Genomic DNA, 22,846 nt, shown 5'->3' on the forward strand with positions numbered 1-22,846 from the left:
TGAAGTTCGTGACGACCTGGCCGAACGGGCCGGGATAGCTGTCCATCATCAGCAGCTCGGGGATCTCGAAGGCGATCGCATGGTCCGAAGCGCGGATGCGGTTCATCATCGTCGCGATGATTTCGTGCGCCACCTGCTGCAGGTTGAACATGCGGCGCTGTTCCGTGGTGCGGTCGACGGCGACCTGCTTGAAGCTGTTGACCAGGTCGGCCGCGCTGGTCAGGCCGCGCATCACCAGCTCCGACGCCTTTTTGGCGTCGGCCACGAAGGCGGCCAGTTCGGAGCGGCGCAGGCCGGGACCGTTGAGCTGCTTTTCCAGGTCGTCGGTCTTCTGTTGCAGCGTGCTGGCGATCAGCAGGCTGTTGCCGATCGGCGTATTCAATTCGTGGGCCACGCCGGCCATCAGGGAGCCCAGCGCGGCGAGCTTTTCCTGCGACACCAGCTGCGTCTGCGCGTCCTGCAACTGGCGGTAGGCTTCGGCGTTGTCGAGCGCGATGGCGCCATAGGCGCACAGGGTGCGGAAGATCAGCCGTTCGCGCTCGCCGTAGGCCTGCGGCGCCATGGTCTGCACCGTCATCACGCCGAGCGCGCGCTCGCCCACCAGCAGCGGCAGGAACAGCGCGCTCAGATTGGCGTCGGTGCCGGGCGTGACGGTCAGGTGTTCGGCCGCCGCCGGCGTATGTTCGACATAGACTTCGCGCCGTTGCAGCAGGCAGCGCACCGAGTGGGCGTGCGGGTGCGTGAGCGGGATCGAGTTGGTCGCCAGCGGCTGGCCGGCTTCGACGCCGAAGGCGCGGCTGAGCGAGGCGCCGCCCGGGTCGGTGAGATAAATGGCGAAGGTGTTCGCCGGCAGCAGCAGGTGGACGTGGCGCGTCAGCGCCTGGAACACGGCGCCGGCGTCGAGGTGGGCGGTGATTTCCTGGCCGATCACGGACAAGCGTTCCAGCGTGGCGCTGGTCTGTTGCAGCACGGCGGCGCGGCGCGCCTCCGATTCGGCCAGCTGGCGGTGGTGGTGGCCTTCGGCGCGCGCGTTTTCGGTCTGGTGGTGGACCTGCATGGCGATGGCGCGGTTGGTCGCTTCCTGGTTGCGGGCCTTTTCGCGCGCGGCGCTGGCGGCCAGCGCCGCCTCGTAAGCCTGGGCGTAGCTGCCGGCCTGGGCGTACTCGCGCGCCAGCGCGTCGAGCAGGTCGCCGGGCAGGGTGTAGCCGTCGATGGTCGAGGCCAGCGCCAGCGCCTGGTGCAGATAGTGCAGCGTGGCGTTCAGCTCCGTCATGCCGGCCGGCGGCGGCAGCGTGTGCTCGGTGTGGATGATCGACAGCACGCGCAGCGCCGCCACCTGGCTGTAGGCGTTGGACTGGCTGGCGGCCAGCTCGATGGCGGCGGCGGCCGCCGTCAGCGCCGCTTCCGGCTGGTCCAGGAAGCATAGCGCGTGGGCCTGGCCGCGCCGCGCGATGCTGCGGAAATCGGTTTGCTGGAGCGCCTCGGCGCGCGCTTCGAGGCGCTCGAAGGTTTCCAGCGCGGCGGCGTATTCGGCGCGGTCGAGCGACAGTTCGCCCAGGTAGTGCAGGGCGTTGGCGTAGCTGCGCGCGCCGGCCAGCGGCGCCAGGATCAGCAGCGCTTCCTGCAACAGCTCGCGGGCGGCGTCGAGGCGGCCCAGGCGGCGCATGGTGTCGGCCGTGTACATCAGGCAGGCGCCTACGGAGCGCGGCCAGCCGGCCGGCCGCGCCAGGTCGAGCGCGCACTGCATCCATTCGAGCGCCGAGTGGTGGTCGTTGAGGACGGCGAACGCTTCGCCCAGGTTGGTGGCGGCGGTGATGGCCGCGCGCAGCTGGCCGGTGCTCAGCGCCGCTTCGTAGCACTGGATGAAGTAGCCGGCGGCGGCGCCGAAATCGCTGGCCTGGCTGGCCGCCAGGCCGAGGAAATCGTTGACCCAGGCGGTGACGGCGGCCGGCTGCGGATATTGGTGCAGGTCGAAGCGCAGGCCCCAGCGCACGGCGGCCTGCTGCGGATCGTGCAGCACGGCCCAGCGCGCGATGGCCGCTTCGGCGATGGCGGCCCGCATCGGGTCGCCGGCGTCGCGGGCGGCGGCGGCGGCCAGTTCCAGTTCGGCGTCGCAGCGGACGTGGTCGCCGCGGTCGACCGCGATCCAGGCCCGCAGCCAGTGCGAGTCGGCGCAGCCGCTGTGGTCATGGTGCTTGCACAACACATCCCACGCTTGCGCGGCCAGGGCGTCGGCGGCATCGAGCTCGCCTTGCAGCCACAGCGCCTCGGCGTGCACCAGTTGCAGGCGGGCGGCGCTCAGGCGCTGCGCCAGCGGCGTCAGCTCGGACTGCGCCAGCAGGGCCAGCGCCTCGGTGGCGAGGGCGCTGGCGCGGACGCTGTCGCGCTGGCGCAAGTGCCAGGCCAGCGGCAGTTGCACCGGCAAACGGGCCACGCCGTTCAGGGTAAGCAGCGCCTGCTCCCATTTCGCCACGTCCTCGTCGAGCACAAACATGTCCATCGTCAGCCTTGATTGCAGTGATGCGCTGGCGCCGGCCAACGTCGCAAAATAATTTCCCTGGGGAATTATAAACGCAAATACGGCTTGCGTTTCTGTTATCTAGAAATAATGATTAAGAAATAAAAGTGCGCTTGTTTAAGAATATCGAGCCTGTTTAATACAGCGTCTGGGCCGACTCGTGCAGCAGCTGGCCGTACAGCGTGTGGCGCATGCGCGCGATTTTACCGTCCGCCACCGCCGCCAGTATCGCGCATTGCGGCTCGATCAAGTGGCGGCAGTTGTAGAATTTGCAGTGCCCGAGGTAGGGCGCGAAATCGACGAAGGCGCGTTCCAGCATCCCTTCGCTGAGGTGGTACAAGCCGAATTCCTGGAAGCCGGGCGAATCGATGATGGACGAGTCGGGCCCCAGTTCGGGCAGCTGGTACAGGCGCGTGAAGGTGGTGGTGTGCTTGCCGGTGTCGAGGGCGGCCGAGATTTCGCGCACGGCGATGTCGGCGTCCGGCACCAGCAGATTAATCAGCGAGGACTTGCCCATGCCGGACTGGCCGATCAGGATCGACGACTGGCCGGCCATCAGCGGGGCGAGGATGGCCAGCGCTTCTTCGGGCCGCGCCTTGGCCGACATTTCGTGCACCGGATAGCCGAGCGAGGCATACGGCTGCAAGCGTTCGCGCGTTCTGGCCAGCGATTCGGTGACGTCGGTCTTGTTGAGGATCAGGCGCGCCGTGATGCCGGCCGCTTCGGCCGCGACCAGCGAGCGCGACACCAGGTCGTCGGCGAAGCCCGGTTCGGTGGCCACGACGATGAACAGCTGGCTCAGATTGGCGGCCAGCAGTTTCGACTTGTACTGGTCGGAGCGGTACAGCAGCGTCTTGCGTTCCTCGATGCGGTCGATCACGCCCTGGTCGGGCGAGGTCAGGGTGAGCTTGACGAGGTCGCCGACCGCCACATTGGTTTTTTTGCCGCGCGTGACGCATTGCAGCTTGACGCCGCCGGCGTCGGCCAGGTAGTGGCGGCCGTGGGCGGCGATGATGGTGCCGGTCAGCTGGCTCATGCCGCGCCCTGCGCCTGGTCGAACAGGGCGCTGGCCTTGGCGGCGCAGATGAAGTCGTTTTGCGACAGGCCGCCGGCGCCCGCGTTCACGGAATGGGTGTCGTAGCGGGCCACGCAGTTTTTATAAGTCACGGTCAATTCCGGGTGATGGTCTTCGGTGTGGCTGATCCAGGCCAGCGCGTTCACGAAGGCCATGGTGTGATGATGATTCTTGAAGCCGAAGCCGCGGCACAAACGGCCGTTTTCGACGCTCCATCCCGGCACCAGCGGCAGCAGGCGCGCGACGGCGTCCGCGTCGAGCGCATCGTGGGCGCGGATGCAGCGGGCATCGAGCAGGTCGGCGGTGCTGGTCAAGGTGGCGCTCATGGCGCGGCCAGGTTCAGGTGGTGGATGCGGACGCTGGCCGGCGGATGCGTATCGTAAAAGGCCGAGTGCAGCGGGTCCGGCGTCAGCGTCGAGGCATTGTCTTCATACATCTTGACCAGCGCCGACACCAGGTCGCGCGCGTCGGTGTGGCGGGCGGCGAAGGCGTCGGCCTCGAATTCGTGCTTGCGCGAGGAGATCGAGGTCAGGGGCCCGAACAGGAAAGTAAACACCGGCAGCACCAGCACGAACAGCAGCAGCATCATGGCGTCGTTGCTCTGTCCCGGCAAAATCATGGGGTCGACGCCGAGGCCGGTGTAAAACCACATCTGGTTTTTCAGGTAGCCCAGCAGCGCCAAAAAGGCCAGCGAGATGGCGAACATCATGGCGATGCGCTTGACGATGTGCTTGAGCTTGAAGTGGCCCAGTTCATGCGCCAGCACCGCCTCGATTTCCTGGGGCGCCAGGCGGGCCAGCAGCGTGTCGAAGAAGACGATGCGCTTGTTGGCGCCGAAGCCGGAGAAGTAGGCGTTGCCGTGGGCGCTGCGCTTGGAACCGTCCATCACGAACAGGCCCTTGGAGGCGAAGCCGACGCGCGCCAGCAAGCCTTCGATGCGGGCCTTGAGGGGGGCGTCGGCCAGCGGCGTGAACTTGTTGAACAGCGGCGCGATCACGGTCGGGAACAGCACCATCATCAGCAGCTGGAAGCCGCTCCACACCAGCCACGCGTACAACCACCACAGGTTGCCGGCCTTGCCCATCAGCGTCAGCACCACCCACACCAGCGGCAGGCCGATGGCCGCGCCCAGCGCCGCGCCCTTGGCCATGTCGGCGAAGAACAGCGTGCGCGTCATCTTGTTGAAGCCGAAGCCCTGCTCCATGTGGAACTGCTTGTAATAGTCGAAGGGCAGGTCGATCAGGCCGGAGATCAGGGCGAAGCCGGCCAGCAGCGCGATCTGGTAGCCCATGCCGGGACCGGTGTGCTGGAAGATCTGCGTCGACAGCCATTGCAGGCCGCCCAGCAGCGTGAAGCCGATCAGCACCGCCGTGTTGACGAGCAGGGCCAGCATGCCGAACTTGGTCTTGGCGACCGTGTAGTCGGCCGCCTTCTGGTGGGCGGCCAGTGGGATTTTTTCGGCGAATTCGGCCGGCACGGCGGCGCGGTGGCGCAGCACGTGGCGGATATGGCGCGAGGCCAGCCAGAAGCGCACGAGCAGCGTCAAAATGAGGAAAGATACAAACAAAATCGAAAACGCGAGTGAATACATGCTATGCCTGTGAGAAAATGGCGGATTAGATAGACTAGCCAAGAGAGAATTATGTCACAAGCCACCGACTTAGCCGCCGCTTCCGCAAACGTGCCGGCCCAGCAGCGCCCCAACGAGATGAATCTGGTCTGGGTCGACATGGAAATGACCGGCCTGGAGCCGGACACCGACCGCATCATTGAAGTGGCCGTCGTCGTCACCGACATGCACCTGAACGTGCTGGCCGAAGGCCCGGTGTTCGCCATCCACCAGAGCGACGAAACGCTGGACAAGATGGATGCGTGGAACAAGGGCACGCACGGCCGTTCCGGCCTGATCGAGCGCGTCAAGGCCTCGACCGTGACGGAAGCGGAGGCCGAGGAGGCGCTGATCGCCTTCATGAAGCTGTGGGTGCCGAAGGGTAAAACGCCGATGTGCGGCAACACCATCGGCCAGGACCGCCGTTTCATGGTGCGCTACATGCCGAAGCTGGAAGCGGTTTTCCACTACCGGAATATCGACGTGTCGACGCTGAAGGAATTGTGCAAGCGCTGGAAGCCGGAAATCGTCGGCGGCTTTAAAAAGCACCAGAAGCACACGGCCATGGCCGATATCGTCGAATCGATCGAAGAGCTGAAATACTACCGCGAGCATTTCATCAAGCTGTGATGCGGCCGGCAAGGTTTTAATGCGGTGATAAAGCGCCGCCGGTTTAATCCGGCGGCGTTTTTTTATGCGCCGCGCCGGTAAAAAGACCGGCCGTAGCGTTCGATGTGCGCTTGCAGCGCCGGATTGTCGATGTGCGACCGTATCGACAAAGCGCTGTAGTTGCGCGAGAGCGCGGCGGTAATTCGATAGCCGTTGTAGCCAGCGGATGGGATGTCTTGCGTGCTTATGGGATGACAGCGGGACGGATGGCGGCTGGCGGATGGTGGCTGGTATTTTACAACGGCGGCCCGGCGCGCGGCGCGGACCGCGATTTTATGTGGGAATTGGATAGAATGCCGAAATTGGCGTGTGGTTATTTGATCGGTGACAATAAAATAGTTTCTTTTGATTTAATTGGTGATGCCAATGGGATAGGTGGTCGTCTATAATCTGCCCTCGACGTTGACTGGTAATTCCGCGATTTTTTGTGCGCGAGTGAGAGCGGTGTTTTTACTTGATGGCTCAAAGACTATTTTATTTATGCGCACGCAGGCCATTCGATTTTCCATTGTCAGCCACGCTGCCTGGGCGCCGGGCCTGACCACGGCCGACCTGTGGCGGCAATGGGCCGCCGCTCCTTATCGGATCGAAGCGGGCGCCGAACCCGGCGTCGCGGCCATGCCCGCGATGTTGCGGCGCCGCGCCGGCCTGCTCGGCAAGATGGCGCTCGAAGTCGCCTACCAATGCCAGGCCGGCCGCGCCGACGTGCCGACCGTATTTTGCTCGCGCCACGGCGAAGTCGGGCGCGCGCTCGACTTGCTGGCCGATCTGGCGCGCGGCGAGCCGCTGTCGCCGACCGCCTTCGGCATGGCCGTCCACAACGCCAGCGCCGGCCTGTTCACCATCGCGCGCGCCGACCGCGCCAACCACATCGCGCTGGCGGCCGGCGCGGCGACGGTCGAACACGCGGTGATCGAAGCCTGCGGCCTGCTGGCCGACGGCGCGCCGGCCGTGCTGCTGGTGGCGTGCGACTGCGCGCTGCCGCCGCTGATGGCGCCTTACGCCGACAGCGACGAGCAGCCGCACGCGTGGGCCTGGCTGATGACGGCCGCCGCCGACAGCGGCGCCATCGCGCTGAGCTGGACCGGCGCGGGCGCCACGCCGGACGACGACGCGGCAGCAGAGAGCACGGCCGTCCCCGGCAGCCTGGCGGTGCTGGCCTTTCAACTGAGCGGCGCGTCCCGCATGGAGCGGGTCGCCGCGCAACGCCGCTGGCGCTGGAGCCGCGATGCGTGAGGCCGCGCCGGCGCGGCTGGTCTCGCAACTGGACTTGTGCTGGCGCGTGCTGGCCACCGGCTTCAGTTTCGCCGTCTTCGGCGTGGGCGGCCTGCTGCTGCGGCTATTCCTGTTTCCGGCGCTGAAGCTGCTGGTGCGCCGCCGCGAACGGCGCATCGCCTGGTCGCGCACCGTGATCCGGCTGGCCTTCCGTGCCTACGTCGACCTGATGCGGCTGCTGGGCGTGCTGCGCTACGATATCCGCGGCCTGGAAAAGCTCGACCGCGGCGGCCTGCTGATCCTGGCCAATCATCCCACGCTGATCGACACCGTGTTCCTGATGGCCTTCGTCAAAAACGCCGACTGCATCGTCAAGGGCGCGCTGTGGAACAACCCGTTCACGCGCGGCCCGGTGCGGGCGGCCGGCTACATCAACAACGGCGGCGGCGCCGGCCTGGTCGCGGACTGCATCGCGTCGCTGGAACGGGGCAACAACCTGATCGTCTTCCCGGAAGGCACGCGCACGGCCGGCGACGGCGTCATCAGCCTCAAACGCGGCGCCGCCAACATCGCCGTGCGCGGCGCGCGCGACATCACGCCGGTGCTGATACGCTGCCAGCCGCAGACGCTGGGCAAGGGCGAAAAATGGTGGCGGGTGCCGCCGCGGCGCGTGCTGTTTCGCATCGACGTCCAGGACGATCTGGCGATCGCAGGGTTCACCGGCGACGGCGCCAGCGACGTGATGGCGGCGCGCCGGCTGACCGATTTTCTACAGACTTATTTTACGGGGAAGTACCAAAGCCATGCTTGAACTGGAAGTCAAAGAACTGATTATCGACGTGCTGCAACTGGAAGACATGGTCGCCGCCGACATCGACAACGAGGCCGCGCTGTTTGTCGACGGCCTGGGCCTCGATTCGATCGACGCGCTGGAACTGGGCGTGGCGCTGCAAAAGAAGTACGGCATTTCGCTGTCGGCCGATTCGGCCGACACGCGGCGCTATTTCGCGTCCGTGACAGCGCTGGCGGCCATGATCGCCAGCCTGAGAACAAAATAAAACAATAAGGGGTAGGGCATGATTGAATTGAATACGATGAGCAGGCAGCAGTTGCAGGCCTGGGTGGTGGAGCTGCTGGCGGAGATGTTTGAGCTCGACCCGGCCGCCCTGACGGCCGACTCCAACCTGTACGCCGATCTCGATATCGACAGCATCGACGCCGTCGACCTGGCCGTCAAACTCAAGCAGCTGACCGGCAAGCGTTTGCAGCCGGAAGTGTTCAAGACCATCCGCACCATCGGCGACGTGGTCGACGCGTTGACCGGCATGGCGGAGCAGGTGGCGTAAGCGCGATGCCGATGACGGTGCTGACGGCGGCGTTGACGCTGCTTTATCCGCTGGCGATCTGGTTCGGCCACGGCCGCGTCGAGCCGCGCTGGCTGGCCGGCCTGCTGCTGCTGGCCGTGCTCACGCGGCTGCCGTCGCTCAAGCTGGCCGGCGCCGCGCGCTGGTCGGCCGGCGCCGCGCTGCTGCTGGTGGCCTGCGCCATCTGGAGCAACCTGCTGCTGCCGCTGAAGCTGTATCCGGTGCTGGTCAACGCCGCGCTGCTGGGCGGCTTCGGCTACAGCCTGCGCACGCCGGTGTCGGCGGTCGAACGCATGGCGCGCCTGCGCGGCGAGGATTTCGCGCCGCCCGCGCAAGCGTATATGCGCAAGGTGACGCAAGTGTGGTGCGGCTTCTTCATATTCAACGGCGCCGTCGCCCTGGGCACCGCGCTGTGGGCCTCGGCCGCCGTGTGGTCGCTTTACACCGGCGTCATTTCCTACGCGCTGATGGGCCTTTTATTCGGCGTCGAATATCTGCTGCGGCTGCGCTTCAAACGTTTGCACCATGCTTGACACGCTATCACTTTTAAGCGCGGCCACGGCCGCGCGCCGGCCCGCGTCGCTGGTCGGCTGGCGCGCCGGCGCGGCGGTCGACAACGCGGACTTCGTCGCGCGCGTGCGCGCCTGGCACGGACTGCTGCGGCGCCAGGCCGGCCGCGATTTCGCCCTCTACCTGGACGACAGCATCGAATTCGGCGCGGCCATGCTGGGCGCCTGGCAGGCCGGCAAAACCATCTGGCTCAGCGCCGACACGCTGGCGGCCAGCTGCGCCGCCCTGCGGCTGTCGGTCGACGGCTTCCTCGGCCAGTTCCCGGCCGCGCTGCTGCCGCTGATGCCGGCCGCCGGCGACGACGTTGGCGATGACGACCGCCATGCGCTCAACGCGGCGCTGGCGCCCGATTTCCCGGCGCTGGTCGTGTTCACGTCCGGCAGCACCGGCGCGGCGCAGGCGATCCCGAAAAAAATCTCGCAGCTGGCCAGCGAAGTGGCGACGCTCGACGCCCTGTTCGGCGCCATCGCCGGCGACGCGGCCGTCATCGCGACCGTCTCGCACCAGCACATCTACGGTCTGCTGTTCAAGGTCTTGTGGCCGCTGTGCGCGGGCCGCGCCATCCATGCGCTGAGCGTCGCCTACCCGGAGCAGCTGGCGCCGGCGCTGGCGGCCGGACCGTGCGTGCTGGTGGCCAGTCCGGCGCACCTGAAACGGCTGCCCGCGCACCTGGACTGGAGCGGCGCCGCGCGCACGCTGCGCGCCGTGTTTTCATCGGGCGGTCCGCTGCCGCCGGAGACCGCGCACGGCACCGGCGCGTTGCTGGGCAAAGTGCCGGTGGAAGTCTACGGCAGCTCGGAAACGGGCGGCGTCGCATGGCGCCAGCGCGGCGGCGACATCGGCCTCGGCGAAACCTGGCTGCCTTTCCCCACCGTGGACTGGCGCATCGGCAGCGACGACGGCTTGCTGGCCGTGCGCTCGCCGCACCTGCCCGACGACCGCTGGCTGACGCTGGCCGACCGCGCCGCGCCGGCGGCGGCCGGGCGTTTGCTGTTATTGGGGCGCAGCGACCGCGTCGTCAAAATCGAGGAAAAACGCATCTCGCTCGATGCCATGGAAGCGGCGCTGATCGCCTCCTCGCTGGCGCAGGAAGCGCGCGTGGTGTTGTGCGATCCGGCCGCCGGCGAACGCCAGAAGCTGGCCGCCTTCATCGTGCCGACGGCGGCCGGCCGCGCCGCGCTGCAAGCGGACGGCAAGCTGGCCCTGAACGCGCGCTTGCGCGCCGCGCTGGCCGCCGTGGTGGAGGCGGTCGCGCTGCCGCGCCGCTGGCGCTACCTCGATCAACTGCCGGTCAACGCGCAAGGCAAGACCACGCTGGCCGCCTTGCTGGCGCTGCTCGACGACGACGACGACGGCACCGCCGGCGCTGCGCCGCCAGCGCCGGCTCCGCGCCTGCCGCACCTGCGCGAACTGGAACTGGAACTGGAACGGGACGCCGCCGCCCGGCCGCGACGCGTGCTGCTGGAACTGACCGCGCCGGCCAACCTGTTTTATTTCGACGGCCATTTTGGCGCCGCGCCCATCCTGCCCGGCGTGGTGCAGGTCGAATGGGCCATCCACTACGGCCGCCATTATTTCGACTTGCCGGCGCGGTTCCGCGCCATCCACGCGCTCAAATTCCAGCAAGTGATACTGCCGGACAGCCCGGTGCGGCTGGAACTGCTGCACGACGCCGATAAAGGCAGCCTGCAATTTCGCTACCTGTCCGCCGGCGGCCAGCACGCCAGCGGCCGCATCATGCTGGGAGACGACGATGTTTAAGCCCTGCGTCGTGGTCCCGGTCTACAACCACGAGGGCGCCATCGGCGCCGTGTTGGCGGGATTGCTGCGCCATGACGTGCCCTGCATCCTGGTCGACGACGGCAGCGGCGCCGCCTGCGCGCAAGTGCTCGACGCGCTGGCGCGGCAGCATCCCCAGCGCGTGACGCTGGTGCGGCTGGCGCACAATCAGGGCAAGGGCGCGGCCGTGCTGCGCGGCTTCGAGCGCGCCGCGCAGCTGGGCCACAGCCACGTGCTGCAAATCGACGCCGACGGCCAGCACGACACGGCCGACGTGCCGCGCTTCCTGGCGCGGGCCGAGGCGCATCCGGCCGCCGTCATCGCCGGCCATCCGGTGTACGACGCCTCGGTGCCGAAGGCGCGCCTGTACGGCCGCTACGCCACCCACGTCTGGGTCTGGATTAACACGCTGTCCTTCGACATCAAGGATTCGATGTGCGGCCTGCGCGTCTACCCGGTGGCCGCCGTCACGGCGCTGGCGTCGCGCCGCGCCATCGGCACGCGCATGAACTTCGACACCGACATCCTGGTCCGCCTGTACTGGGACGGACTGGCCGTCATCAACCTGCCGACGCGGGTCTGCTATCCGGCCGACGGCGTGTCGCACTTCCGCGTCTGGCGCGACAACGCGCTGATCTCGTGGATGCATACCTTGCTGTTCTTCGGCATGCTGCCGCGCATACCGCGCCTGCTGGCGCGCAAATGGCGGGGCCGATGAGCGCGCGCGGCCGCCACTGGGCTTCCATCAACGAGATCAGTTTCGTGGCCGGCATGCGCCTGCTGTTCTGGATCTGCCGCGTGTTCGGCCGCTGGCCGTTCCGCGTGGTGCTGTATCCGGTGCTGGGCTGGTATTTGCTGACCAAGCCGCAGCCGCGCCGCGCCTCGGGCGACTACCTGCGCCGCGTGGCCGGCCACACCGGCCGCACCGCGCCCGGTGTGCTGCGCCACTTCGCCGCGTTCGGCGAGGCCATCCTCGACAAGATGCTGCTGTGGGGCGGACTGTTCCCGCTCGACGGCGTGAGCTTCTTCGGCGAGGCCGTCGTCAACCAGGCCGCCGCCGACGGCCGCGGCGGCCTGCTGATCTGCTCCCACCTCGGCAACCTGGAACTGTGCCGCGTGCTGTCGCGCCAGCGCGCCGACATCAAGCTCACGGTGCTGGTCCACACCCGCCACGCGCAAGCGTTCAACCAGATGCTGGGCCGCCTCAATCCGGCCAGCCAGCTCAATCTGATGCAGGTGACGGACATGTCGCCGGCCACCGCCATGCTGTTGGCGGAGCGCGTCGCGCGCGGCGAGTTCGTCGTCATCGCCGGCGACCGCATTCCGGTCGCGCCCAAGCCGCGCGTGGCGATGGCCGATTTCCTCGGCGCGCCGGCGGCCTTCCCGGTCGGGCCGTATGTGTTGGCCAGCATCCTGCAATGCCCGGTGTACCTGCTGTTCTCGATCCGCCACGGCGCCGGCTCGGAAGTACACTTCGAATTTTTCCGCGACGCCGTGCGCATTCCGCGCCAGGGCCGCGACGCGGCGCTGGCGGCGCTGGCGGCCGACTACGCGCGGCGGCTGGAACACTACTGCCTGCGCGCGCCGCTCCAGTGGTTCAACTTCTACGACTTCTGGCACTCACCCAACTGGAATACTGATGCATCTCGCTGACTTAAAAAACACCCGCCGTGCGGTGCGCTTCGACCAGGACCGCCTGAGCATCGAAGACATCGCCGACATCGCGCACGGCCGCGCCGACGCCATGCTGTCGGACGACCCGGCCTTCCGCGCCGCCATCGCGCGCGGTGCCGACTTCCTCGACCGCCTGCTGCGCGAGGACGGCACCATCTACGGCGTCACCACCGGCTACGGCGACTCCTGCACCGTGACGGTGCCGCCGGAGCTGGTGGCCGAGCTGCCGCATCACCTCTACACCTACCACGGCGTCGGGCTGGGCGACTACTTCACGCCGGCGCAGACGCGCGCCATCCTCGCTGCGCGACTGGCGTCGCTGAGCAAGGGCTATTCCGGCGTCAGCGTCGAGCTGCTGCTGCAAATCACGCGCCTGCTCGACGCCGGCCTGCTGCCGCTGATTCCATCGGAAGGGTCGGTCGGCGCCAGCGGCGACCTGACGCCGCTGTCCTACCTGGCCGCCGTGATGTGCGGCGAGCGCGAAGTGTGGCGCGACGGCGCCCAGCTGCCGGCCGCGCAGGCGCTGGCGGAGGCCGGCATCGCGCCGCTGAAATTGCGGCCGAAAGAGGGGCTGGCCATCATGAACGGCACCGCCGTCATGACCGCGCTGGCCTGCATGGCCTACGACCGCGCCGACTATCTGCTGCGGCTGACGACGCGCATCACGGCCATGGCCTCGTTCGCGCTCGACGGCAACGCCCACCATTTCGACGAAGTGCTGTTCTCCGTGAAGCCGCACGCCGGCATGCAGCAGGTTGCGGCCTGGCTGCGCAGTGACTTGCCGACCGAGCAGTGGGAACGCAACGGCAAGCGTTTGCAGGACCGCTACTCGATCCGCTGCGCGCCGCACGTGATCGGCGTGCTGGCCGACGCCATGCCCTTCTTCCGCAGTGCGATTGAAAATGAACTCAATAGCGCCAACGATAATCCGCTGATCGACGCCGAAAACGAACGGGTACTGCATGGCGGCCATTTCTACGGCGGCCACATCGCGTTCGCGATGGACAGCATGAAAAACGCGGTGGCGAACCTGGCCGACCTGCTCGACCGCCAGATGGCGCTGCTGGTCGACAGCCGCTACAACCACGGCCTGCCGGCCAACCTGTCCGGCGCCACCGGCCCGCGCGCGGCCATCAACCATGGCCTGAAGGCGCTGCAAATCAGCGCCTCCGCATGGACCGCCGAGGCGCTCAAGCTGACCATGCCGGCCTCCGTGTTTTCGCGCTCGACCGAATGCCACAACCAGGACAAGGTCAGCATGGGCACCATCGCCGCGCGCGACTGCCTGCGCGTGCTGGAATTGACGGAACAGGTGGTGGCGGCCCTGCTCATCACGGTGCGCCAGGGCGTCTGGCTGCGCACCGTGGCCAACCCGGAACTGCAACCGCAGGCGCAGTTGACGGCGATGCTCGAAGCGCTGGGCGCCGACATCAGGGTGGTGGAAGAAGACCGCCGCCTGGAGCCGGACCTGCGCCTGCTGCTCGACCGCATCCGCGGCAAGGCATGGCGGCTGTATGCGTAAGCCGAACGGGGACAGCCGCTGGTTCGCGGAAGTGGAAATGCAGGTGCAGTTCTTCGACCTCGATCCGATGGAGATCGTCTGGCACGGCCGCTACGTGAAATATCTGGAAGTGGTGCGCTGCGCGCTGCTCGACAAGATAGGCTACAACTACGTGCAGATGAAAGAGTCCGGCTACGCGTGGCCGGTGATCGACATGCATCTGCGCTACGTCGGTTCGGCCACGTTCGGCCAGCGCCTCAAGCTGCGCGCCGATATCGTCGAATGGGAAAACCGGCTCAAGATCGACTATCTGATTACCGACGCCGACACCGGCAAGCGCCTGAACCGCGCCAGCACCACCATGGTCGCCGTCGATATCGCGACCAAAGAGATGTGCTTCGTCTCGCCGCCCGTGCTGTTTGAAAAATTGGGGATCGCTCCGGTATGAAACGTCTCGTCCTGACATTGATGTTGACACTGGGTGCGGCCACGCTCGCGCAGGCCGCCCAGCCGCCCGCGTTGGTCGCGAAAATCCAGGCCATGCTGGCCAAGCCGCCGGTGATGTGCGGCCGCTTCGACCAGAGCAAGCAGCTGGCCGGCATGAAGAAGCCGCTGGCGTCCAGCGGCCGGTTCTGCGTCGTCGCCGGCAAGGGCGTGCTGTGGCGGACCTTGCGTCCCTTCCCCAGCACGCTGCGGCTGACGCGCGACGAAATCGTCAACTACCAGGGCGACCGCGTCGCCATGCGGCTCGATGCCAAGACCGAGCCAACGGTCCGCATGATAAACAGCGTGCTGTTCTCGCTGCTCGGCGGCGACCTGGCGCAACTGGAAACGCTGTTCGACATCGACGGCGGCGTCGACGCCACCGGCTGGAACGTCGCGCTCAAGGCGCGCGCGCCGGCGCTGGCCAAGGCCATAGGCGGCATCAAGCTCGATGGCGGCGCCTACGTCAAGAACATCGTCCTCAGCGAGGCGGGCGGCGACCGCACCAGCATCGTCTTTTCCGCCATCGAAACCGGCGACGCCGCGATGACGGCCGACGAGGCGGCGCTGTTTTGAAAGGCAGCCGCTATCTGGCGCTGACGTGGGCACTGTTGGTGTGCCTGCTGCTGGGGCATAACGCCTATCTGTGGCTGGTGCAGCGCATCGTGCCGGACACGGACATCATGGCGCTGCTGCCGGTGCAGGAGCGCGATCCGATATTGCAGCAGTCCTTCACCCACATGGTGGACGCGGCGCAGCAGCGCGTGATCGTGCTGGCCGGCGCGACGGATTGGGGCGACGCGCGGCGCGCGGCCGACGCCTACGGCGCGGTGCTGGCCGCGCACAAGGACATCATCGACGCCACGCCCATCGACGAGCAGACGCAGACGGATTGGCTGTCGCTGTTCCAGCGGCACCGGCTAACGCTGCTGACGGCGCAGCAGGACGCGCAGCTGCGCGCGCAGCCGGCGCAATGGTGGGTGCAGTCCGCGCTGGCGAAATTATATAGTCCCTTCGGCGGCCCGAAACTGGGCGCGTGGCAGGACGATCCCTTCGGCCTGTTCGGCGGCTGGGTCCAGGAGCGCGCGCTGGAAACGCCGGTGCGCCCGCGCGACGGCCACCTGTTCGTGACGGACGGCCAGCGCCAGTATGTGCTGCTGTCGTTTGTGCTGAAGGTGCCGGCGCTGTCGATGACGGCGCAGGAAACCGTGCTGCCCCTGCTGGCGCAGGCCGGCGCCGCCGCGCGCAAGGCCGCGCCGCAATCGGAACTGATACAGGCCGGCGTGATCCTGCATGCGGCCGCCGCCAGTGCGCAGGCCAGCGGCGAAGTGTCGACCATCGGCATCGGTTCGCTGATCGGCATCGTGCTGCTGATGTGGTTCTCCTTCCATTCGCTGAAGCCGATTTTCCTGATCCTGCTATCGATAGGCATAGGCTGCCTCGGCGCGTTGTCGGTGTGCTGGATCCTGTTCGGCCACGTGCATTTAATGACGCTGGTATTCGGCGCGAGCCTGATCGGCGTGGCGCAGGATTACGGCATCTACTTTTTATACAACCGCCTCGGCACCGACGCCGCCACCGATTCGCAAACGCTGCTCAAGCGCCTGATGCCCGGCCTCACATTGACCTTGCTGACCACCGTGATCGGTTACATGGGACTGGCCCTGACGCCGTTCCCCGGCCTGCGTCAGATGGCCGTGTTCTCCGGCTTGGGTCTGGTGTTCGCGTGGCTGACGGTGGCGTGCTGGTTCCCGCTGCTGATAGGCGGCCGGGCGCTGAAAAGCGGCGCGCTGGTGCGGCGCTACGGCGCGCTGCTGCAACGCTGGCCGCAGCTGCGCATGAACCGGGCGACGCTGCTGGCGGCGCTGCTGTTCGCGGTCGCGGCCTGCGCCGGCATCGCGCGCCTGGGCGCCAACGACGATATCCGCCTGCTGCAAAATCCGCCCAAAAACCTGATCGCCGACCAGATCAAATTGAGCAAGCTGCTCGACGCGCCGACGCCGGTGCAGTATTTTCTCGTGCGTGGCGAGTCGGCGGAAACCGTTTTGCAGCGCGAGGAGGAGCTCAAGCTGCGCCTCGATCCGCTGGTGGCCGCGCATCGCCTCGGCGGATATCAATCGATGTCCAACTGGGTGCCGTCGGCGCGGACGCAGGCGGCGCGCCGCGCGCTGCTCGATGAAAAATTATTCAACGACGGCGGTCCGCTCACCGAACTGGCCGCGCAGATCGGCGCCGACCCGCAATGGATAGCCGCCACCCGCGCCGGCCTGAAGGCGGCCGGCGCGCCGCTGCTCATGGACGATTTTTTGAAGACGCCGGCCAGCGAGCCATGGCGCCATTTGTGGCTGGGCCGCATCGACGGCAGCTACGCCAGCATCGTCGCCTTGCGCGGTCTGGAAAGCGGCGCCGTGCCGCAGGTGATGCGGGCCGGCGCCGGTTTGCGGGGCGTGCTGTGGGTCGACAAGGTCGATGAAATTTCATCGGTGCTGGGCCGCTATCGGCTCTACATGGGTTGGGTGGTGCTGGGCGCTTATGCGGTGGTGTACGCGCTGCTGTTCCCACGCTACCGCCGCCGCACCTGGCGCGTGCTGGCGCCGGCCGCGCTGGCCAGCATCGCCACGCTGGCGCTGCTCGGCTACGCGGCGCAGAAGCTGCAACTGTTCCACGTGCTGGCGCTGATGCTGCTGCTCGGCGTCGGCGTCGACTACGGCATCTTCATGCAGGAACACCCGGACCGCCGCAACCGCACGCCGTGGCTGGCGATCGGCATGTCGGCCGCGAGCACTATTTTGTCCTTTGGCTTGCTGGCCCTGAGCCGCACCCCGGCGTTGCAGGCTTTCGGCCTGACGATGCTGGTCGGGACCGCGCTGGCCTGGCTGCTGGTTCCCTGTTTTGTCTCCTCCTCTGAAAGCACGCATGACTGAAGTATTGAAGCCGGAATCCGTTGAAATCCTCATCGTCGGCGCCGGACCCGCCGGTTCGGTCGCGGCCGCGCTGCTGCGCCAGCAAGGCCGCCAGGTGCTGGTGATCGAGCGCGAACAGTTCCCCCGGTTTTCCATCGGCGAAAGCCTGCTGCCGCAATCGATGGAGTACCTGGAGCAGGCCGGCATGTTGAAGGCGGTGGTCGAAGCGGGCTTCCAGTTCAAGAACGGCGCGGCCTTCATGCGCGACGGCCGCTACACCGATTTCGATTTCCGCGACAAGCATTCGGCCGGCTGGGGCACCACTTACCAGGTGCAGCGCGCCGACTTCGATCACATACTGGCCAGGGAGGCCGAGCGCTTCGGCGCCGAGGTGCGCTATCGGCACGAGGTGCTGGACGTGGAACTGGCGCAGGCCGGCGGCGCTACACCCACCACTTCGCGCGTGACGGTCAGGGATGCGGAGGGCGGACAGTATCAGGTCGATGCGCGCTTCATTCTCGACGCCAGCGGCTTCGGACGCATCCTGCCACGGTTGCTGAAGCTGGAAACGCCATCGAACTTTCCGGTGCGCGGCGCGATCTTCACCCACATCGAGGACGGCATACGCGGCGCGGGATTCGACCGCAACAAAATCCGCGTCACGGTCCATCCCCGGCATTGCGATGTCTGGTTCTGGACCATCCCGTTCGCCGGCGGCCGCTGCTCGCTGGGCGTGGTGGCCGAGACCAGCTTCCTCGACCGGTATCAGGGCAGCGCGACCGAACGGCTGCAAGCCATCGTCGCGGAGGAGCCGTCGCTGCAAGCCTTGCTGGTCGACGCCAAGTGGGACACGCCGGCGCGCCAGATCGTCGGCTACTCGGCCAATGTGGACCAGCTGTGGGGACCGGGCTACGCCTTGCTCGGCAACGCCGGCGAATTCCTCGACCCGGTGTTTTCGTCCGGCGTGACCATCGCCTTCAAATCGGCCAGCCTCGCGGCGGCGGTATTGCAGCGCCAGTTCGCCGGCGAGAGCGTGGACTGGCAGGCCGACTTCGGCGCGCCGCTGCGCAAGGGCGTCGACACCTTCCGCGCCTTCGTCGAGTCGTGGTACGCGGGCGGCTTCCAGAACATCATCTTCCACGAAAACCAGCAGCCTGAAATCAAGCGCATGATCGCCGCGATTTTGGCCGGCTACGCATGGGACGTGAACAATCCCTTTGTCAAGGAGACGCCGCGCCGGCTGGCCGCGTTGGAGGCGCTATGTACGCCGGCCTGATTCGCTTGCGATGGTTGATGTGGATGGCTGTCGTGCCGATGCTGGCGCTGGCCGGCTGCGCCAGCGCTCCATCATCAGCGCCGCCGGCGCGCCTGGGCTTGAAACTGGCGCCGGCCGCGCTGGGCGCGTCGATCAGCGTGCAGCAGCATTTGAAGGTGGAGCGCGGCGGCCGCATCGACGAACTCGATGTCGCCTTGCAGGTCGAGCCGGATGCCGTCGACATGGTCGGCCTGGCGTTCGGCCAGCGCGTGCTGACGCTGCATTACGACGGCAGGCAGCTGACCTCATGGCGCCATGTGATGCTGCCGTCGCAGGTGAAGGCCGACGACGTGCTGGAAGACATGCAGCTGACGCTGTGGCCCGCTGCCGCCATCGCGCAGGCTTTGCCGCCCGGCTGGCGCATCGACGAACAAGGACTGCGGCGGACGCTTTACTTGGGCGCGGAACCTGTCATGCTGATCGATTACAGCGCGCGGCCGCGCTGGAGCGGCACCGTGGTGCTGCAAAATTTACGCTATCACTACCGCTTGACCATCCAGTTCGCGGCGCCGGACACTGATTGAGGTTGCATTGGATACGACGATATTTTATTTGAACGCCTGCGGCATCGTCTGCGCCCTCGGCGACAGCCACGCGCAAATCAAGGCGCGGTTGTTCGCGGGCGAGAGCGGCGTGGCGCCGACGGACGCCTGGTCGGCCGGCCGCATGCTGCCGCTCGGTCGCGTGGCGTCGGAGCTGCCATCGGTGGCGCACCTGCCGCCGCCGCAGCGCAGCCGCAACAACGCCATGGCGCTGGCGGCGCTGGCGCAGATCCGGCCTGCGGTCGACGCCGCGATCGCCCGCTTCGGCGCCGACCGCGTCGGCGTGGTGGTCGGCACCAGCACTTCGGGCATCGCCGAAACCGAGCGCGCCATGCGCCGGCACGCGCTCGACGGCACGCTGCCCGGCGACTTCCATTACGGCCAGCAGGAGATGGCTTCCCCGGCCGAGATGCTGGCGCGGGAGCTGGGCGTCGGCGGCCCGGCCTATGCCCATTCGAGCGCCTGCTCGTCGAGCGCCAAGGCGATGGCCAGCGCGGCGCGGCTCATCAAGATGGGCTTGTGCGACGCGGTGCTGACCGGCGGCGTCGATACGCTGTGCGCCTTCACCGTGGCCGGCTTTTCGGCGCTGGAATCGGTCAGCGCCGCGCAGTGCAATCCCCTGAGCGCGAACCGCAAGGGCATCAACATCGGCGAGGGCGCGGCGTTGTTCCTGATGACGGCGCAGGCCCCGCCCGACACCGCGCCCATCGCGCTGCGCGGCTGGGGCGAGTCGTCCGATGGCCATCACATGTCCGCGCCCGATCCGGCCGGCGTCGGCGCGCGCCTGGCGATGACGCAGGCGCTGGAGCGCGCCGGCATCGATGCCGCGCAGATCGATTACATCAACCTGCACGGCACCGCCACCATCCAGAACGATGCGATGGAGTCGCGCGTGATCGCGGCCTTGTTCGGCGCCGAGGTGCCGGTCAGTTCCACCAAGCCGTTCACCGGCCACACGCTGGGCGCGGCGGCCGCGATTGAGGCGGCCCTGTGCTGGCTGGCGATGCAGGACGATAACGCGGACGGCAAACTGCCGCCGCACCTGTGGGACGGCGCCGCCGACGCCGCGCTGCCGGCATTGAATCCGGTGCGGCGCGGCGCGGCGTTGGGCCGGCCGCTGCGCTGGGCCTTGAGCAGCTCCTTCGCGTTCGGCGGGTCGAACGCGGTGCTGGTGCTGGGGAGGACCGCATGACGATGCCCGACATCCGCGCGCTGGTGCCGCATTCGGGCGCCATGGTACTGCTGGACCGCGTGTTGAGCGCCGACGACGAGAACCTGTGCGCGGAAGTGCGCATCCGCGCGGACAGCGTGTTCTGCGACGGCGAGGCCGTCGGCGCCTGGGTCGGCGTCGAATACATGGCGCAGGCGATCGCAGCGCACGCCGGCTGGCTGGCGCTGCGGCGCGACGAGCCGGTGAAGATAGGCTTCCTGCTCGGCGCCCGCAGATATGAGGCCAGCCGGGCGCATTTTTCAGTCGGCAGCGTGCTGCACGTGCACGCGCACCGCGTGCTGCAGGGCGATAACGGCCTCGGTGCGTTCGAGTGCCGCATCGACGATGGCGGCGCCGCGCCGGTGACGCTGGCGACAGCGACGGTGACGGTTTTCCAGCCCGATAATGTCAATCAATTTCTTCAAGGTGGAAGCGTGGTATGAATCAGAATAAGTCCATGAGCGTGCTGGTGACGGGATCGTCGCGCGGCATCGGCAAGGCCATCGCGCTGCGCCTGGCGCACGACGGTTACGACATCGTCCTGCATTGCCGCAGCCGGCGCGCCGAAGCCGACGAGGGGGCGCGCCAGATCGCGGCGCTGGGCCGCGCCGTGCGCGTGCTGCAATTCGACATCGGCGACCGCGCCGCGACGGCGGCCGCGCTGGAGGCGGACATCGCACAACACGGCTGCTATTACGGCGTGGTCTGCAACGCCGGCGTGGCGCGCGACAACGCCTTCCCCGCGATGTCGGGCGAGGACTGGGACATCGTCCTGCAAACCAATCTCGATGGCTTCTACAACGTACTCAATCCGCTGGTGATGCCGCTGGTGCAGCGCCGCAAGCCGGGCCGCATCGTCACGCTGGCGTCGGTGTCTGGCCTGATCGGCAATCGCGGCCAGGTCAATTACAGCGCGGCCAAGGCCGGCATCATCGGCGCCACCAAGGCGCTGGCGCTGGAACTGGCCAAGCGCGCCATCACGGTCAACTGCGTGGCGCCGGGCCTGATCGAGACCGACATGATAGGCGAGGTGCCGCTCGAAGAGGCGCTGAAGATGATACCGGCGCGCCGCGTCGGCAAGCCGGAGGAGGTGGCCGCCGCCGTCAGCTTCCTGATCGGCGAGGAGGCCGGCTACATCACGCGCCAGGTCATCTCGGTCAACGGAGGCATGGCGTGAGCCGCCGCGTCGCCGTCACCGGCATGGCCGGCATCAGCCCGATCGGCAACGATTGGGCCAGCGTCCGCGAGCGCCTCGGCCAGTACCGCAACGCCGTCGTCCACATGGACGACTGGTCCGACTACGAGGGCTTGAACACGCGCCTGGGCGCGCCGGCCGCGCCGTTCGAGCTCAATGAGCGCTACCACCGCAAGGCCATACGCAGCATGGGCCGCGTCGCGCTGATGGCGACCCGCGCCAGCGAACTGGCGCTGCTCGACGCCGGCCTGCTGGACCATCCGCTGCTCAAGGGCGGCGCCATGGGCGTGTCCTTCGGCTCCTCGGCCGGCACGCCGAGCGCCATCGGCGACTTCGGCCGCATGATGGAGGAGCGCACCACCAAAGGCATCAACGCCACCACCTACATCAAGATGATGGCGCACACGGCGCCGGTCAACATCGGCGTCTTCTTCGGCCTCACCGGCCGCGTCATCACCACGTCGAGCGCCTGCACCTCGGGCAGCCAGGGCATAGGCTACGCCTACGAGGCCATCCGCGGCGGCAAACAGACCGCGATGGTGGCCGGCGGCGCCGAGGAATTGTGCGCCACCGAGGCCGCCGTCTTCGACACGCTGTTCGCCACCAGCACGCGCAACGACGCCGGCCACACCACGCCGCGCCCGTTCGACGCGGCGCGCGACGGCCTGGTGATCGGCGAGGGCGCCGGTTGTCTGATTTTGGAAGACATGGATCATGCGCGGGCGCGCGGCGCCGTGGTGCACGCGGAGCTGGTCGGCTTCGGCACCAACAGCGACGGCTGCCACGTGACGCAGCCGAATGCCGCCACCATGCAGAAGGCGATGCTGCTGGCGCTGGACGACGCCGGCCTGCGGCCGTCCGACATCGGCTACATCAACGCCCACGGCACCGGCACGCAGCAGGGCGACATCGCCGAATCGCAGGCGACGATGGCGGTGTTCGGCGGCGCCACGCCGGTCAGTTCCCTCAAGAGTTATATGGGGCACACGCTGGGCGCCTGCGGCGCGCTGGAGGCGTGGCTGAGCATCGAGATGATGCGCGAGGGCTGGTTCGCGCCGACCATCAACCTGGAACAGGTCGACCCGCAGTGCGCGCCGCTCGACTACATCGTCGGCGAGGGCCGGGCGCTGCAATGCGACTATGTGATGTCGAATAACTTCGCCTTCGGCGGCATCAACACCTCATTGATTTTCAAACGGTATCGGTAGTCTTAACTTTGAGAGA

General features: G+C 67.4%; 24 protein-coding genes. 20 read left to right on the forward strand and 4 right to left on the reverse strand.

Going from position 1 to position 22,846, the window contains the following annotated elements; translation table 11 throughout:
• The 4 genes from Q0S71_RS13605 to Q0S71_RS13620 all read right to left on the reverse strand — a co-directional run.
• Positions 1-2,500: GAF domain-containing protein (locus tag Q0S71_RS13605; RefSeq protein WP_295996393.1), on the reverse strand; the 2,500-nt coding region annotated here is incomplete at its 3' end.
• A 154-nt stretch (positions 2,501-2,654) separates the two neighbouring features.
• Complete coding sequence (gene rsgA / locus Q0S71_RS13610) at positions 2,655-3,554, reverse strand: ribosome small subunit-dependent GTPase A (RefSeq protein ID WP_295996396.1); 900 nt, start codon at positions 3,552-3,554, stop codon at positions 2,655-2,657.
• Positions 3,551-3,919, reverse strand: a complete 369-nt coding sequence (locus Q0S71_RS13615) for a 4a-hydroxytetrahydrobiopterin dehydratase (protein WP_295996398.1) — start codon at positions 3,917-3,919, stop codon at positions 3,551-3,553. The genes rsgA and Q0S71_RS13615 overlap by 4 nt, the downstream gene beginning before the upstream one ends.
• The gene (locus Q0S71_RS13620) at positions 3,916-5,184 is read right to left on the reverse strand and encodes a M48 family metallopeptidase (protein ID WP_295996401.1); all 1,269 of its coding nucleotides are present in this window, start codon (positions 5,182-5,184) and stop codon (positions 3,916-3,918) included. Before Q0S71_RS13620 ends, Q0S71_RS13615 begins: the two co-directional genes overlap by 4 nt.
• Positions 5,185-5,235: 51 nt before the next feature.
• On the opposite strand from Q0S71_RS13620, the gene orn reads away from it, so the two are divergent.
• The 20 genes from orn to Q0S71_RS13720 all read left to right on the forward strand — a co-directional run bounded on the left by orn (position 5,236) and on the right by Q0S71_RS13720 (position 22,830).
• Positions 5,236-5,832 carry an oligoribonuclease gene (gene orn, locus Q0S71_RS13625; protein ID WP_295996403.1) on the forward strand — a complete coding sequence of 199 codons (597 nt, stop codon included), beginning with the start codon at positions 5,236-5,238 and terminating at the stop codon, positions 5,830-5,832.
• A gap of 110 nt (positions 5,833-5,942) precedes the next feature.
• Positions 5,943-6,260 carry a hypothetical protein gene (locus Q0S71_RS13630; RefSeq protein WP_295996406.1) on the forward strand — a complete coding sequence of 106 codons (318 nt, stop codon included), beginning with the start codon at positions 5,943-5,945 and terminating at the stop codon, positions 6,258-6,260.
• 91 nt (positions 6,261-6,351) lie between these two features.
• Positions 6,352-7,107 (forward strand): beta-ketoacyl synthase chain length factor, encoded by a 756-nt coding sequence (locus Q0S71_RS13635; RefSeq protein ID WP_295996409.1) that lies wholly within the window; start codon positions 6,352-6,354, stop codon positions 7,105-7,107.
• Complete coding sequence (locus Q0S71_RS13640; RefSeq protein WP_295996413.1) at positions 7,100-7,897, forward strand: 1-acyl-sn-glycerol-3-phosphate acyltransferase; 798 nt, start codon at positions 7,100-7,102, stop codon at positions 7,895-7,897. Before Q0S71_RS13635 ends, Q0S71_RS13640 begins: the two co-directional genes overlap by 8 nt.
• Complete coding sequence (locus tag Q0S71_RS13645; protein WP_295996416.1) at positions 7,890-8,144, forward strand: phosphopantetheine-binding protein; 255 nt, start codon at positions 7,890-7,892, stop codon at positions 8,142-8,144. The genes Q0S71_RS13640 and Q0S71_RS13645 overlap by 8 nt, the downstream gene beginning before the upstream one ends.
• A 36-nt stretch (positions 8,145-8,180) precedes the next feature.
• The gene (locus Q0S71_RS13650) at positions 8,181-8,432 is read left to right on the forward strand and encodes an acyl carrier protein (protein WP_295996484.1); all 252 of its coding nucleotides are present in this window, start codon (positions 8,181-8,183) and stop codon (positions 8,430-8,432) included.
• A gap of 5 nt (positions 8,433-8,437) precedes the next feature.
• Entirely contained in the window at positions 8,438-8,983 is a 546-nt protein-coding gene (locus Q0S71_RS13655) for a hypothetical protein (protein WP_295996419.1), read from the forward strand.
• The gene (locus Q0S71_RS13660; protein WP_295996422.1) at positions 8,976-10,781 is read left to right on the forward strand and encodes an AMP-binding protein; all 1,806 of its coding nucleotides are present in this window, start codon (positions 8,976-8,978) and stop codon (positions 10,779-10,781) included. The genes Q0S71_RS13655 and Q0S71_RS13660 overlap by 8 nt, the downstream gene beginning before the upstream one ends.
• The gene (locus tag Q0S71_RS13665; RefSeq protein WP_295996425.1) at positions 10,774-11,517 is read left to right on the forward strand and encodes a glycosyltransferase family 2 protein; all 744 of its coding nucleotides are present in this window, start codon (positions 10,774-10,776) and stop codon (positions 11,515-11,517) included. The genes Q0S71_RS13660 and Q0S71_RS13665 overlap by 8 nt, the downstream gene beginning before the upstream one ends.
• Complete coding sequence (locus tag Q0S71_RS13670; protein WP_295996427.1) at positions 11,514-12,452, forward strand: acyltransferase; 939 nt, start codon at positions 11,514-11,516, stop codon at positions 12,450-12,452. The genes Q0S71_RS13665 and Q0S71_RS13670 overlap by 4 nt, the downstream gene beginning before the upstream one ends.
• Entirely contained in the window at positions 12,439-13,995 is a 1,557-nt protein-coding gene (hutH, locus tag Q0S71_RS13675) for a histidine ammonia-lyase (protein WP_295996431.1), read from the forward strand. Before Q0S71_RS13670 ends, hutH begins: the two co-directional genes overlap by 14 nt.
• Positions 13,988-14,422 carry a thioesterase family protein gene (locus Q0S71_RS13680; RefSeq protein ID WP_295996434.1) on the forward strand — a complete coding sequence of 145 codons (435 nt, stop codon included), beginning with the start codon at positions 13,988-13,990 and terminating at the stop codon, positions 14,420-14,422. Before hutH ends, Q0S71_RS13680 begins: the two co-directional genes overlap by 8 nt.
• Entirely contained in the window at positions 14,419-15,033 is a 615-nt protein-coding gene (locus Q0S71_RS13685; RefSeq protein ID WP_295996437.1) for an outer membrane lipoprotein carrier protein LolA, read from the forward strand. Before Q0S71_RS13680 ends, Q0S71_RS13685 begins: the two co-directional genes overlap by 4 nt.
• The gene (locus Q0S71_RS13690) at positions 15,030-17,381 is read left to right on the forward strand and encodes an MMPL family transporter (RefSeq protein ID WP_295996440.1); all 2,352 of its coding nucleotides are present in this window, start codon (positions 15,030-15,032) and stop codon (positions 17,379-17,381) included. The genes Q0S71_RS13685 and Q0S71_RS13690 overlap by 4 nt, the downstream gene beginning before the upstream one ends.
• The gene (locus tag Q0S71_RS13695) at positions 17,374-18,636 is read left to right on the forward strand and encodes an NAD(P)/FAD-dependent oxidoreductase (protein WP_295996443.1); all 1,263 of its coding nucleotides are present in this window, start codon (positions 17,374-17,376) and stop codon (positions 18,634-18,636) included. The genes Q0S71_RS13690 and Q0S71_RS13695 overlap by 8 nt, the downstream gene beginning before the upstream one ends.
• A 23-nt stretch (positions 18,637-18,659) precedes the next feature.
• A complete protein-coding gene (locus Q0S71_RS13700; RefSeq protein ID WP_295996487.1) occupies positions 18,660-19,199 on the forward strand; it encodes a DUF3261 domain-containing protein in 540 nt (179 codons plus the stop codon).
• Between the two features lie 19 nt (positions 19,200-19,218).
• The gene (locus Q0S71_RS13705) at positions 19,219-20,409 is read left to right on the forward strand and encodes a beta-ketoacyl-ACP synthase (RefSeq protein ID WP_295996488.1); all 1,191 of its coding nucleotides are present in this window, start codon (positions 19,219-19,221) and stop codon (positions 20,407-20,409) included.
• Complete coding sequence (locus Q0S71_RS13710; protein WP_295996446.1) at positions 20,406-20,870, forward strand: hotdog family protein; 465 nt, start codon at positions 20,406-20,408, stop codon at positions 20,868-20,870. Before Q0S71_RS13705 ends, Q0S71_RS13710 begins: the two co-directional genes overlap by 4 nt.
• Positions 20,867-21,604 carry a 3-ketoacyl-ACP reductase FabG2 gene (locus tag Q0S71_RS13715; protein ID WP_295996449.1) on the forward strand — a complete coding sequence of 246 codons (738 nt, stop codon included), beginning with the start codon at positions 20,867-20,869 and terminating at the stop codon, positions 21,602-21,604. Before Q0S71_RS13710 ends, Q0S71_RS13715 begins: the two co-directional genes overlap by 4 nt.
• Positions 21,601-22,830 (forward strand): beta-ketoacyl-ACP synthase, encoded by a 1,230-nt coding sequence (locus tag Q0S71_RS13720; protein ID WP_295996453.1) that lies wholly within the window; start codon positions 21,601-21,603, stop codon positions 22,828-22,830. Before Q0S71_RS13715 ends, Q0S71_RS13720 begins: the two co-directional genes overlap by 4 nt.
• Positions 22,831-22,846: the final 16 nt, after the last annotated feature.

Source organism: Rugamonas sp. (assembly GCF_025354735.1).
Lineage (GTDB): Bacteria > Pseudomonadota > Gammaproteobacteria > Burkholderiales > Burkholderiaceae_D > Rugamonas.

What these genes read in the sequence shown, in the direction of transcription:
- Q0S71_RS13710 (WP_295996446.1), top strand. Translation starts at nt 20,406, where the DNA reads ATGACGATGCCCGACATCCGCGCGCTGGTGCCGCATTCGGGCGCCATG.
- Q0S71_RS13655 (WP_295996419.1), top strand. Translation starts at nt 8,438, where the DNA reads ATGCCGATGACGGTGCTGACGGCGGCGTTGACGCTGCTTTATCCGCTG.
- Q0S71_RS13650 (WP_295996484.1), top strand. Translation starts at nt 8,181, where the DNA reads ATGAGCAGGCAGCAGTTGCAGGCCTGGGTGGTGGAGCTGCTGGCGGAG.
- Q0S71_RS13615 (WP_295996398.1), bottom strand. Translation starts at nt 3,919, where the DNA reads ATGAGCGCCACCTTGACCAGCACCGCCGACCTGCTCGATGCCCGCTGC.
- Q0S71_RS13700 (WP_295996487.1), top strand. Translation starts at nt 18,660, where the DNA reads ATGGCTGTCGTGCCGATGCTGGCGCTGGCCGGCTGCGCCAGCGCTCCA.
- Q0S71_RS13695 (WP_295996443.1), top strand. Translation starts at nt 17,374, where the DNA reads ATGACTGAAGTATTGAAGCCGGAATCCGTTGAAATCCTCATCGTCGGC.
- Q0S71_RS13620 (WP_295996401.1), bottom strand. Translation starts at nt 5,184, where the DNA reads ATGTATTCACTCGCGTTTTCGATTTTGTTTGTATCTTTCCTCATTTTG.
- Q0S71_RS13635 (WP_295996409.1), top strand. Translation starts at nt 6,352, where the DNA reads ATGCGCACGCAGGCCATTCGATTTTCCATTGTCAGCCACGCTGCCTGG.
- rsgA (WP_295996396.1), bottom strand. Translation starts at nt 3,554, where the DNA reads ATGAGCCAGCTGACCGGCACCATCATCGCCGCCCACGGCCGCCACTAC.
- Q0S71_RS13640 (WP_295996413.1), top strand. Translation starts at nt 7,100, where the DNA reads ATGCGTGAGGCCGCGCCGGCGCGGCTGGTCTCGCAACTGGACTTGTGC.
- Q0S71_RS13685 (WP_295996437.1), top strand. Translation starts at nt 14,419, where the DNA reads ATGAAACGTCTCGTCCTGACATTGATGTTGACACTGGGTGCGGCCACG.
- Q0S71_RS13715 (WP_295996449.1), top strand. Translation starts at nt 20,867, where the DNA reads ATGAATCAGAATAAGTCCATGAGCGTGCTGGTGACGGGATCGTCGCGC.
- Q0S71_RS13660 (WP_295996422.1), top strand. Translation starts at nt 8,976, where the DNA reads ATGCTTGACACGCTATCACTTTTAAGCGCGGCCACGGCCGCGCGCCGG.
- Q0S71_RS13645 (WP_295996416.1), top strand. Translation starts at nt 7,890, where the DNA reads ATGCTTGAACTGGAAGTCAAAGAACTGATTATCGACGTGCTGCAACTG.
- Q0S71_RS13665 (WP_295996425.1), top strand. Translation starts at nt 10,774, where the DNA reads ATGTTTAAGCCCTGCGTCGTGGTCCCGGTCTACAACCACGAGGGCGCC.
- hutH (WP_295996431.1), top strand. Translation starts at nt 12,439, where the DNA reads ATGCATCTCGCTGACTTAAAAAACACCCGCCGTGCGGTGCGCTTCGAC.
- orn (WP_295996403.1), top strand. Translation starts at nt 5,236, where the DNA reads ATGTCACAAGCCACCGACTTAGCCGCCGCTTCCGCAAACGTGCCGGCC.
- Q0S71_RS13670 (WP_295996427.1), top strand. Translation starts at nt 11,514, where the DNA reads ATGAGCGCGCGCGGCCGCCACTGGGCTTCCATCAACGAGATCAGTTTC.
- Q0S71_RS13680 (WP_295996434.1), top strand. Translation starts at nt 13,988, where the DNA reads ATGCGTAAGCCGAACGGGGACAGCCGCTGGTTCGCGGAAGTGGAAATG.